The organism is Crocinitomix catalasitica ATCC 23190 (assembly GCF_000621625.1).
GTDB lineage: Bacteria > Bacteroidota > Bacteroidia > Flavobacteriales_D > Crocinitomicaceae > Crocinitomix > Crocinitomix catalasitica.
Genome location: NZ_JHXV01000027.1, coordinates 16,915 through 29,935, shown reverse-complemented (window position 1 = coordinate 29,935; position 13,021 = coordinate 16,915). Strand labels below are relative to the sequence as shown.

At 33.1% G+C, this 13,021-nt stretch carries 12 protein-coding genes; all 12 read right to left on the bottom strand.

What is annotated here, in order from left to right; genetic code table 11:
• Positions 1–33: 33 nt before the first annotated feature.
• Positions 34–525 (bottom strand): STM3941 family protein, encoded by a 492-nt coding sequence (locus T367_RS0114725; RefSeq protein ID WP_027420536.1) that lies wholly within the window; start codon positions 523–525, stop codon positions 34–36.
• A gap of 25 nt (positions 526–550) precedes the next feature.
• Positions 551–1,714, bottom strand: coding sequence for an alpha/beta hydrolase-fold protein (locus tag T367_RS24100; protein ID WP_027420535.1), 1,164 nt, complete (start codon positions 1,712–1,714; stop codon positions 551–553).
• Between the two features lie 121 nt (positions 1,715–1,835).
• Positions 1,836–2,483: a hypothetical protein gene (locus tag T367_RS24095; protein WP_051568579.1), complete on the bottom strand. Its 648-nt coding sequence runs from the start codon at positions 2,481–2,483 to the stop codon at positions 1,836–1,838.
• Positions 2,484–2,496: 13 nt separating this feature from the next.
• Entirely contained in the window at positions 2,497–2,790 is a 294-nt protein-coding gene (locus T367_RS0114710; protein ID WP_157454252.1) for a hypothetical protein, read from the bottom strand.
• A 28-nt stretch (positions 2,791–2,818) separates the two neighbouring features.
• A complete protein-coding gene (locus T367_RS0114705) occupies positions 2,819–3,427 on the bottom strand; it encodes a hypothetical protein (protein ID WP_027420533.1) in 609 nt (202 codons plus the stop codon).
• A 115-nt stretch (positions 3,428–3,542) separates the two neighbouring features.
• Entirely contained in the window at positions 3,543–4,103 is a 561-nt protein-coding gene (locus T367_RS0114700) for a hypothetical protein (RefSeq protein ID WP_157454251.1), read from the bottom strand.
• Between the two features lie 139 nt (positions 4,104–4,242).
• Entirely contained in the window at positions 4,243–5,094 is an 852-nt protein-coding gene (locus T367_RS0114695; RefSeq protein WP_157454250.1) for a DUF5829 family protein, read from the bottom strand.
• Between the two features lie 64 nt (positions 5,095–5,158).
• Positions 5,159–5,701: a hypothetical protein gene (locus T367_RS0114690; protein ID WP_027420530.1), complete on the bottom strand. Its 543-nt coding sequence runs from the start codon at positions 5,699–5,701 to the stop codon at positions 5,159–5,161.
• Between the two features lie 104 nt (positions 5,702–5,805).
• Positions 5,806–9,498 (bottom strand): two-component regulator propeller domain-containing protein, encoded by a 3,693-nt coding sequence (locus T367_RS0114685; RefSeq protein ID WP_084274444.1) that lies wholly within the window; start codon positions 9,496–9,498, stop codon positions 5,806–5,808.
• Positions 9,499–10,256: 758 nt separating this feature from the next.
• Positions 10,257–10,676, bottom strand: coding sequence for a hypothetical protein (locus T367_RS0114680; RefSeq protein WP_157454249.1), 420 nt, complete (start codon positions 10,674–10,676; stop codon positions 10,257–10,259).
• Between the two features lie 73 nt (positions 10,677–10,749).
• Entirely contained in the window at positions 10,750–11,679 is a 930-nt protein-coding gene (locus T367_RS0114675) for a hypothetical protein (protein ID WP_027420527.1), read from the bottom strand.
• A 5-nt stretch (positions 11,680–11,684) separates the two neighbouring features.
• Positions 11,685–12,911: a hypothetical protein gene (locus tag T367_RS0114670; RefSeq protein WP_027420526.1), complete on the bottom strand. Its 1,227-nt coding sequence runs from the start codon at positions 12,909–12,911 to the stop codon at positions 11,685–11,687.
• Between the last annotated feature and the right edge of the window lie 110 nt (positions 12,912–13,021).

Sequence of the window (13,021 nt, the reverse complement as noted above, 5' to 3'; positions counted from 1 at the left end):
TTTATGCTTAATTTATTTTCGATGATTGTAATATTATGCGTTTAACTTATTTTCTATTTTAGTTTTTATTTCATCAGTCATTTGCGAAACATACTTTTCCATTATTATGACATGGGTTTTAAATTTTGCCTCACTCGTTTCGGTTTGTTTTCTGACCAATTTATTCAATCGATTTTTATGTTCAGTCGGGACTTTTAAATCAATACATAAAATTTGTTTATTTAATATTTTTTCAACTCGAACGCCTGCTATTTCGGCCCATTCAACTACCCCTAACGCTAAAGGTTTATAAATGGTAATACCATCATCGTTAATTAGAAGACTTGGGCCCTTTTGACTGCTTTTTAGCACCTGCCAAATACCAAAACCACCGACAAGAATTAACAGTAACAAGGTAAATGTCGCATTAACAAAACCTTTTGCTGACAGATAGTATATTATAAGTCCGAAGATTGGGAAGAATAATATTATTTTGATAATTTCTAATTTCTTAAATTTTGGATCTATATTATATTCAATATTCATGTTCGTTTTATTAATTCGATTTAGATCAAGAAGCCTTCTTTATTTTTCCCTTTAAACGATTATTATCAGGGGAAAGTACATATGCTTTAGTATAAGATTTGAGACTTTGTTTTCTATTGCCAATTATCGCATAAGCATCACCGATCAATTCTAACGCATAGGGATCGTCAGCATGCTTATTGACATAAATTTCCAGCGCTTCAATACAATTCTCATAGTTTTTTTGATGAAAATTTATTTCACCTATTTCGCGATACAATGCGGTTGGAGGTACAAATTCAAATTGGATCTTTTCTGAAAACTGTTCATAATGTTCCTCAAGTGTTGATACATCTATCTTTGTTTTCCATCCTCCCTTTTTCAGCTCATAACCATCATAGAGCATAGCCATCCCGTCTAAAAAACTGAATAAATACATTGCATTATGATGTTCGTTCTCATAACTTTTATATTCGATTCGAATGTTTGAGAACTGATTTAATGTTTGATATAATTCTTCAATTTTCTTGTGATGATAGGCAAATTGATTTTCAAAATTCCCGCTTGATGCAAGGAAGATAGCGCATTGTGTATTTTGCGATAGTTTGCTGTCAATTTCATGAATCGCTTCACCTGCGCTATACCATATACTCGGATCGTAGATTTGTAAGGATTGAAATGATTTTTGACGAGGCAAAATATATGCGCAGAAATATCCGCCTAATGAATGCCCAATCAATACCTTAAAACCACTGGTCGAATATTCCCGATTAATTTCTTCGATTAGTTCTTCTTCTATAAAAGCGAGGAATTTAGCACCATTGGTTCCGTCTTTAGCATTAAAAGAAGTCGTATCTATCTCACCCGAATAGTTCACTTTAGAAGTGCTAAATGGCATATCCGCTCTTCTATTTGGATGGGTGATGCCAACGACGATATGTTGGGGAATTTTACCATTACTGGACAGCTCTTTTTCTAAAGTATTGGTCAAACTAAACCTCGATTCGGCATCTAAGATATATAATACAGGATATGTATGCGTAGTGTCATAATCTACAGGTAAACTGACCCAATAATTCCGTTTAGTGTCAAGATTTTTTGAATCAATCGTGTAATTTTTAATTGCTACAAGACTGGTATCAACCTGTGCATGAAGCGATGTCGATAAAAGCAGGACATATATGAGGATGTTTTTCATTATTTCTTTCATAGCTAAAGACACATTAAGCAAAGTAATGGGGCTTAAATGATTATTGTGTTGCCTTAAATGTAGTCTAAAAAATTATTAAGCGATTTGTTTAATACAACGGTTAAGTATTATAGGGTTGGTTTTATTTTCCTCCAAGCCAAATATTTCCTTTTAAAAAAGCATATGATTCTGTTGTCTCTCCAATCGGTTCTTTAAATTTTATTGTTTTATGTGGCTTCTTTAGCATTTTTTCAACGCACTTTTTAGCTTCCTCATAATCGGCTATAGTTGCATATAATTCAGGCTCACCCGGCTCACTATTGTCTATATGATCTTCGTCAAGCCGATGTTCCCAATTGAATTTAGCGACGTCATCTGCTAATTGTCCATAATTCTTTAGAATTAGTGCTTTGGCATCGTCAGATATAGAAAAAGTATCTTCATAAAAAGTAATTGAATCTCCAATTGCACAAACGACTTGTGAATTTGAAAACCTTGGTTCGAACAACCAAATTTTTAAATAATAAGTTTCGCCCAGTTTGTCTAGTTCCTTTTTCCATGAATCATAAATATCGATGAGTCCACTAAGAATTTTAACTTTTGTTTGACCTGCAGGCTCAGGTATTTGGCTATTGCTAAAAGAAATACCACTCCACGGATGAATGCGAATTTTGGAATAATCCCTTCGGTATTTTTTTACATATTCCAAATCTAAATTCTTTTGAGATTCAACCCAATATTTAATCGCTTCCCACCTTCTTCTATGTCCTCTAATTTTCTTTGTTCTCAATGTATATTTGGTTTTAAATCATCCACATCCATAAATCCATAATTGTGCATACAATTGCAATAATAGATAAAGAAATGGCTACTGCAATCATCCCCGTTTTCTCCTTCTTTTTAATGGCAAATAAACCAATGATCAGTCCTAGTACTCCTATTACAGCATAGTATAACCTGCTTAGATGTCTCAGTCCGAAAAAGGCCCTACTCTTTCCATGAACGGTATAATATTCAAGAGACATGTCATAGTTAATTTTAATTACAATTGCAAGGCAAATTAAACTCAATAATATGGCAATTAAACTTAGCTTCATTTCCTTTAATTCTTAACGAATTTTATTTTTAACAAGTCTGATGTATCCACACATATTTTCCATTTAAGTATGCTATTAATCCTCCGCCAACTTCATCTGCAATTAAAGCTATAGATAGATTCTGAAGCGTAACATCATGGCTTCCGGAGACATCTCCTCCTTTTTCGAAGGTTGTCTCACTCGTTTCCTTGTCTTTTACAAGTCCCCAATAGTCAACCCAATCAAATTCTGTCATATGTGCGAATTGCACCCCAAAACCAATTCTAATTACTTCATGTGAATTACCATGCATGATAATTATTCCGGATGTTTCACTGTCATCCAAATAAACAGCTTCATCGATTATTCCATCACCGTTAAAATCGGCGTGTATTGTATCCTTAATATCATATAAAGTTGCCATTTTAAAACTCATATTTAAAGATTCTTGCCAATAATTTTTAAGGTCTATTTTGCTTTCTATATCTGCTGAATCTTTCTCCACGTCTGTTATTATAGTATCTACTTGCCCTATTTCTGTCTGCTCAATATTTTTCGTTTCACTCGCAGTTGATAATTCCGACATGGCCTGTTCAGCTGTCGATCCCCCACAACTTGTTATTCCAAAAACTATGAATAGGTAAATTAATTTTCTCATTATTGCGTTTTTTAGCTGACGGTTTTGGTTGAATAAATCTTATTAAATACCATTGCTTTGCCAGAATGACTTAAAGATAACGAAGAATCTCTTATCGATTTATCCTAAACGAATTTTAATTCCGCATATAGGTTTCGAATAAACTGTTTAAGTATGGCAAATTAACGGCAAACATGGCGGTACCTATTATTCCAATTTTGACATTTGAACATTCGAAGCAGATTTCATAAATCCCCGAAACTTCTCCTTTTGAATTATAGAAAATCACTGCATACTCTGGATTATAACATAAATCAATAATTTCATTTTGTGAACAGGTGAACATTTCTGTCAATGCCATTCTTGTCGCAGTACTATCCAAAAATATTTCTGACTGAATAAACTCTTTATCTATTCCTTTATACTTAAAATCAAAAACAATGGAATCAAAATGAAGCATTTCGTAGGTTTCGTCTTCTATGATTATTGATTCAGCGTATGCATTCTTTTCAATCCATTTCTTTCGACTTTGGTAAAGTTTTTTACCCTTTAAAAATTGAGCATATTCAACTCGATTATACTTTTTCTTTAGTTCAACTATAGATACTTTATCCACGTCATTATTTAAAAAATTTGCATAAATATTTTGAAGAGTATCTGCTAGTTCCGATTCAATTGTGAGATCAAATTTGTCCACGTGTATTTGAGCATTTAAAATTTGCGATAAGGCAATTAAAAATATTAGAAAAGTTCTTTTTAGCATGTTGATTAGTATCCTTAAAATTGGACCAATACGTTAAATCTAAACAAAGGGGGCGATTAATTGAGGAATTCGACTAATTTTTATTGAAATCCCATTTCCCATTATTTCCCGACAATACAATTGTAGAATTCCCAAGTTTTAAATTTTTCAAAGCTGTTGGTTGATTCAACTTAAAATAAATCACAGCAATTGACGAAAATTCAACATTCTTAGAAAAATTCAGTTCTATAAAATCAATCGTATTCGAGAATTTCAATTTATTTTGAACTTTAGACTCAACAGTATATCCTATAAGATTTAAATACTGCGTTATGCTTAAAGAATCTCTGATATTTACGTTGATTTCGATTCCTGTTACATTATTAAATAAATAATTTTTAGCAGAATCTGATTCGGCAAGACTATTATAGTCAGTTGTTTGAAAAATAACCGTATCATTAAATTTCTTTTTCGTCCAACTCTCATATTGTTTCTTATTCATCTCCCTGGTTGTCATTAGACCAGATGAACCAGGCGCATTTACCGCGTCTTGTGTATAAACTGTTAATTCGTCAAAATAATCATCTGAAGAATAATCTATCAAATCATTATCTGGTAAATCATATTTATCCGTACAGTTGGCCACTAACGATGCCTGACATACCCAAGTAAAACCAGCTGGAATGTATTCATCCGAAAGGCTATTGGGATGAAATATTTCAATGTAATTATCTTGACCAATTATGTATATACCTTCCCAATTTTTAGTCCTTTCATACGCATAGGCAAAATCAGAATTTACTATTTCAGAACCTAGGATGGCTTGATAGGTATTTGAATCTACAACCAATAAAAAGTGATTGAGTACCACGGCGCAGTTTTTAGTCTGTGCTTTGACATTTAAGCAAATAGTGAGTAATATCAATAAGGTTAGAATTCTTTTCATTATTTTTTTCGCAACTTATTAATAAATCATTAAGTGATGAATTTTAACTGTTGGTTCTAATCACTTATTTCATTTCAATTAACCCTGTATGTCCGTCGTAACTAATCAGAACTGGTTCTGCACTTAACGGCATGAATAACAAGTCTAATTTATTAGAAACTATATTAAACTTAAATTCCCAATCAACGTTTTCGTTATCTACTAAGCAAATTACCTCCGTATAATTCATACTAACTTCACAACATTCAATTTCACTAAATGTTATTTGATATACAATAGGACTCATGGCACTAATACAATGTGGATGTAGTGTATCGCTTAAGTTTTTATCTATTAATACCCCTGATTCTCCAAGTGTGCCTAAATAAGTTTTATTCGCTGCATTTTTTAATTGATACATTATTTTTCCTTGAATAAATTTGCCTGTAGTTTCATCATGAATATTGAATGCTCCGAAACAATCATTATAATAGAATTTGTATCTTTTAGCTTGCGAAATATTACAAATAATGGTATCAAAATCATTTCTATTGTATCCCTTATATAAAATTGTGTCCAATTTATGAGGATTTACCAATACCTTTATTGCCCCAGATCCATAACGCATTTCTTGATCATTAATAAATAATACTTTTTCATATTTTTTGAGTTAAGATGTCTTACTATTCACTAAATCAAAAAGGTTATAATTGTAGTTTGTTAATTAAGTTTTTATATCCTAACGCCGATGACGCAAACATCATCAATTTGATCTAATTGCCCTCGCCATGATTCGAACTCGTCATCCAGTGAAGCTTTTTGATCTTCAATTGGTTTTTGAGCCAGCTCAAACAAGATTTTCTTAAAATTAGCACTTTTATATTTTTTACCTCTTTCTCCTCCAAACTGATCCTGATACCCATCGCTAAATAGGTAGATTGTGTCGCCTGCATCGAGCTGAATACTATGGTTTGTAAAAGGTTTCTCCTGAGGAAATTTTCCAATAGGTTGCTTGTCAGCTTTAATTTCCTCAATTTCTACTGCACCTTTTCTTACTATCCATAATGGATTATTGGCTCCTGCCCAGTTTAAGGTGTTTGTTTTGGTGTTCAACGAGCACAAAGATATGTCCATGCCATCAAACACATCTTCCTCACTCTTTTCAAACTCTTTAATGACCAATTCCCGTGTGTTGTCCAATATTTTAGCAGGGGCTGTCAACCCAAATTCCCTTACTGATCTGTTTAGGCTATTCACACAAATGACAGACATCATGGCACCTGGAACACCATGCCCTGTGCAATCCGCAGCCGCAAAATAAACCAAATCTTCTCTGATTTCCATCCAATAAAAATCGCCTGCGACCACATCTTTTGGTTTATATAAAATGAAGCTATCGTTCAGGTATTCTTTCACCAGCGTATAGGGCGGAAGTATGGCGTTTTGAATACGTTTGGCACATGTTATACTATCAGTAATCTCTTTATGGGATTGTTGAATTTCTTCCTTTTGTGTTCTGATTTCTTCAGTAGCAATTTCAACTTCTTCTTCTAATTCTTTCTGAAGTGCTTTTAGTTGAGCCGTGCGAAAGTGAATAATCATACCAATGAGGACAAGACTTAATATTACATATAAAAAACGAGCCCACCAAGTATGCCACCATGGCGGATAAATTAAGAATTCATATTCAAAAGCTTCACTCCATTCTCCACTTTCACCAATGGTTCTTATCTGAAAATTATAGTCTCCAAAACCTAAGTTTCGAAAATCTGCTTTTGGCTCAGGGCTAGGATTAGACCAAATATCATTTTGACCCAATAAGCGAAAACTGTATTGTATTTTGTGCGGAGCTGACCAATCAATTGAATAAAAACGAAAAGTGAGGTGGTTCTGGTCATAATCAAGTTCCAAATTTAAGGGGTAATTCTCAAATTTCTTAACGGTTTCAAACTTTATGCTTTCCATTAAGTTTTCCGATACATTTCTATAATCAATGAATTCTTCATTGATATCTAATCCTTTTAAATACAATTCAGGAGGATTTTCAGCTTTGTTGAAATTATTCATATCCAACATTGTCAAAGCTTGACCACTCCCCCACCACATTCTATTTTCACTATCTAAAACCGCACTATTCGTATAAAAATCCAACCCCATTAAACCGTCATTCTTTTCAAAATGGTGAATTTTAAGAGGATTTTCCATGCTTTGTGTTTCTCCAACATTAAATGATTCATACGCAAATTGGATAAGACCATTATCAGTACTTAACCAAATATTTCCACTTTTATCTTCTAGAATGGACCTAATATTATTATTTGATAATCCCCCTTGTTCCGTAAAATGCTTAAAGGATTCTCCATCGTATTTTGTCACCCCACCACCAATTGTTCCGAACCATAGGTTTCCTCTTTTATCTTCTAATATGGACAAGACTATGTTATTGGATAAACCCTCTTTTTCTGTATAATGACTAAAAGTTTTACCATCATATTTACTCACACCTCCACCAAAAGTACCAAACCAAATATTTCCATTTTTATCCTCTATTATGGAATTGACTCTGTTATTAGACAAGCCCTCTTTCTCTGTAAAATGGCTAAACGATTTACCATCGTACATACTTACCCCGCCACCACTTGTTCCGAACCAAATATTTCCATTCTCATCTTCAAGCATGGATTTAACGAAATTATTTGACAAGCCCTCCTTTTCTGTAAAATGTGTAAAGAATTCGCCGTCGTACTTACTCACCCCTCCACCATTCGTACCAAACCAAAGACTTCCACTTTTATCCTTTAAAATAGATACAACACTATTATTTGATAGGCCCTCTTTTTCATCAAAATGTGTGAAGTATTCACCATCATACCTATTCACCCCACCACCATAAGTTCCGAACCACAAATTTCCACTTTCTCCTTCTAAAATTGACACAACAGTATTGTTGGACAAGCCATCTTTTACAGTATAATGGCTAAAGGATTCGCCATTATACTTGCTTACTCCTCGCCCAAACGTACTGAACCAAATATTTCCGTCACTATCTTCTAGTATAGACAAGACTGTATTATTGGACAAACCCTCTTTTTCGGTAAAATGACAAAAATATTCACCGTCGTATTTATTCACTCCTCCACCATGAGTACCAAACCAAATATTTCCGCTTTTATCTTCAAGTATCGCAGCCACTATATTGTTTGACAAGCCCTCTTTCACTGTAAAATGGCTGAAGGTTTCTCCATCATACTTACTCACCCCTCCACCATTCGTGCCGAACCAAAGGCTTCCGCTTTTATCTTCTAGAATAGATAAAACTGTATTATTTGATAAGCCTGCTTTTTCTGTAAAATGTGTAAAGAATTCGCCATCATACTTACTCACCCCTCCTCCATTCGTACCGAACCAAAGGCTTCCGTTTTTATCTTCGATGATTGACTCGACTGAATTGTTTGATAAGCCTTCTTTTTCTGTAAAATGTGTAAAAAATTCGCCATCGTACCTAATTACCCCTCCGCTTTCTGTTCCGAACCATAGGTTTCCGCTTTTATCTTCAAAAATAGTCATTACAGTATTATTAGTTAATCCTTCTTTTTCTGTAAATTGAGTAAAGGATTCGCCATCATATTTACTTACTCCGCCGCCATGAGTTCCGAACCATAAGTTCCCGCTCATATCTTCTAGGATAGATAAGACTGTATTGCTGGATAAGCCCTCTTTTTTCGTAAAATGGCTAAAGGACTCTCCATTGAATCTGCTAACTCCGCCACCATGGGTTCCGAACCAAATATTTCCGCTTCTATCTTCTAGCATAGATAAAACATACGAAGAATTCATACCCTGGTCTACATCTAAATATTGCACATTACTAGTAGCAACTTCTTTAATCCTCAAGGGCAAAGCCAGGGAGGATCGAGGATAATTGGTTTTTGCTTTTTTTTCATTAACTTGAATAGGTATACCTGTTGGCACTTTATCTCTTTCTGAGTTTAAAATGAAGTGACTTTTATCACCCTTTTCTATAGGGATTATTGGTACTATTGTCAAGGAATCATCAATAACAATAGTCACGGTATGGCCGTCGGGAGCCTTAAATATTTTAGGATAGTTATTGATCCGAGTAAGTTGATCCTCCGGAGGAACAGGAAAAGATTTAGGTTGTAAAACGCTATCATGATGAATGACTTTGGCTTTTACGGGAATGGAAACACCAGTTTTAAGAGTGTCTCCAAGTGAATTGATTATTGGCGTTATGAGATCACCTGTAGTTACATTCACACCATACCCCCCTTCAATGTTAGATTTTATACTTTTAACTTGTGGATAAATAGAAGCAGGGACATAATCTACTTTTTGTTTTCGATTACAGGCCACCATAAGTAGAATGGGGAAAGAGTATTTAAATGCTATTATCACTTTCTTCATTTTAATTTGCTCTAAAGGTTTGGTAAAATGTGTTATTATCTATTTTACAGTTTCTTCCAATCTTGACTAAGTCCTCAATAATATTATAATCGTATTCAATTTCAACAATTTTATAGTATCTAAATTGCGGCTAATTCCTGATAATCGAATTCATTGAATCTTAGGATAATTCAATATTTCTATTTATGAATTCACTATCTTATATATTTAAGAGCTTTTTGCTTGAGCTCTATGCCTGTCTATGTTGTTGATACTCCAATCTCACTAACAGGATACCGATTATCAAACTTATGTGAGATAATCCAATTATTTTTTGAGTATAATTAAGTCTGAACCAAATATAATCTTTCTCTTTTAAGTCCAAGCGATTAAAATTATCCTAAAAATTAATTCAGAAGGTAAGTAGCTCTGATTTATATCTTTAATGTAATTATTCCTATATTTTGAATTAATAGTAATAATATTCTGCCTATTACTATTAAAACATTATACATTATTACCTGAATAACCGTGATTGTAAATAACCTCTCATTTATCTTAACAGTATTCTTTTTTCACATACCTGTCCCCTCTTGTATAAGCCATTAGTTAGATAAGTTAATTCACTTTAATTGGTCTATAACTTAAATAAGTTGTGATTTTCCTCTGATAGGTCGCATTGGTAAAAAGTTTCTTAAGATAAGACCGTCATTACTTTTTTGCTAAAAAAAGCGTATATAGAAAGACGGTAAACATGTGACTTAATACAATCTAACTGACTATCTGTATAATGGTCGTATAATAGAATTTAGAATACCTTCTTCGTGGGCTCTTTTGTTATCACCAATTACAATAAATTCTAAAGCTAGTATCTTCTCAATAGCAACTTTTTGAAATTTAGGTACTATAGAAAATTTGACAACTTTACCTGTTACAAGATCATAGAAAAATGGTAATGCATAGGATGGAGCAAGTAGAAGAAATGTTCCTAACCAAATTCCACCTTGAATAGTTTTCCTGTGCTTTTTTAAATCTAATAAAGAGAAAATTGAAACAATGGCGAATGGAGCGAAAAGAAGACCTGCAAACAGAATGTAGTACAGCATCATACCTCCTTCATTAATAGCCCAAACCGAAATAGCTATCATTGAACCAATGATTCCAATTATTTGATAATAGCTTAAATATCTGTTTATCATCCTCTTTAATCGGTTGCAACGCTAGCTTAAAAGTAGCCATTTTCACGTTAACTGAAAATCAGCAATTATTTTTCTACCAATATTCATAAGTGTATCTATAGTGGTAAATTTTTCTCTTCATTTTAGGAGAAAAATATTGCATTTTTATCCACGTTAATTTATTCTGATTATCGTATGTATAAGTGTAAATTTGATGGTTATGTTTTACGCCCGGATTTTCCCGAATTAAAAGATAAAACTCAAGAATGTTTCCTAATGAATCATATCTAAAAAATTGTTGATCATTGTCCAGCGCACCATTCAAACTTGAATACCAATGAGTTTCTAAGGACGAAATCGAGTCATTGGAGTGAAAAGTATAATCTTTTATGTAAAACAACGTGTCAATCGACATGTTGAGACGGGTGTATCTTGAAATAGTATGAGCCATTTTAACCGTCAATTTATTGTCTTTCCAGTAATGCCATGATATTTGACAATTAGGATAAAAAGAACAATTTGAATCTATTTTAATCCGTCCCAAGGAATCATAAGTATAATTGTGCTTTTCGTATGATGAACTAGAATTAGTGTGGTTAATCTGTCTCCTTAGAACAAGATTACCGTAATTATCATATTTAAAAATGGTTTTCTCAAAATCATTGATCGTATCGTTTGTGATGGATTGCTCAAATTTTATTATTGAATCCTGCGGATAATAGAAGTTAAAAGTTCTTACTATTTTATCCCCAGTCTTCTTTTCTTGGTATGACTTATAATATATTATCCGATCAATTGAGTCATACTTATAATCTACATTCTTTATTATGTTCCCAGAATTATTAGCAGAATAGTTGATAAGAATTCCAATTTCATCAAATTCTTTGCTCCAATCAAAATTGTATTTATTCTTCTTTGGCTTCTTAGAAGTAAATTCTACTGAAATTTTCTTAACAACAGGTTGGACTTGTCCAAGTATACTTAGCCCAAAACAATAAGCCAATAAGAAGAAAAGAAATTTCATTCGTATTAATCCTTAAAGACAGGTTTATTTGCTATTACGTAACTTTTAAATTCATGATAGTCTATGAATTCAAACAAGCCGCATTCTGAACAATTATCATCTAATAAATGTTTGTTTTCTTTGAATGTAGCTGCAGCATGTATATTCTCATGTAATAAAGGAATAAAGTCAGACATTTTTTTCTCATTATAGTTGAATACTTCAGGAGATTCGTCTTGGTTTAATCGCCATGAATTACCAAATGCGTACGTGAATTTAGCATCGCCTAAAACTTCAAAAAAGTATTCTTCAGGAAAGAAAAAATTGGCCTTTAAATTATTCCCAATAAAAGCTGACCCATCATTATAATCACCAAGAAGACAATTTGTCACATTTAAGTTTTCAAAAACGAAAAGCATACCACTAGTAATAACATTGTTTGCTGTTACACTGTCCGTAACAAAGAGTAATTGCATTAAATCATCCGATATAGAAATGCTGCCATCAACGGTTAAATTTCCGTGTACTATAAGTACACCAATCTCCAATTCTGCCAGGCAATGTAAATTACTTAAATGAAGATCGCCATCATGATAAATAATATCCATTTCGTTATCTATGGCCTTTTTAACTAAATGCATAAATATACCGCCGACATCTGTAATCTTTATTGCTTTTTCCTCCGTCTTTTTTGCCAATATTGGTATAATGGTTTCATTGATGAATACCTTATCAAATTGCTCGAGCAAATAACTTTTTCCGTTTTCAAGAATGTTTGCTTTGATGGCAGCAATTTCCGATTCAGTAATGGCCATATCTTCTTTTGAAATCAATTCTTTTTGTATGATAGGAGGATTTAAATGATTATCATCTTTATCGTAATAGTCAAAACTGACAGGTGAACCCGTTTTTTTAACAGCCTTATATACTTTATCATCCGAACTGCCAAAAGCGAATACCTCAGAGGTAGGTGCTGATGATTTTAAATAAACATCTTCTATTTGTACACCATTTTCAAAAGTTCCGTATCGAGAAACCTCACCATTTGGATGAAATCTTTTGAAGCTCAACATCCTCCCGTTATCATCAAAAATAGTATGACAACATAAATGGCCCTTTGGCGCTAACCACCACTTCCATTCTCCAATATACTTGCCTTGATCATTTTTTTTGCCAAGTTCCCATTCATTCTGTGATGCATTCCAAATGGCTTCTTTTGGAACAGTTAGAGGTCTTTCTTGATCTTCATTCATTGCTTAGGTTAACTTTTTTGCTCCTAAAAATAACGATTTTATTTGTTAACCTAAAGCCCGATTGACGCTTATCTTCTTAAACCAAAAAGGGAAATTGTTCGCACGATAAG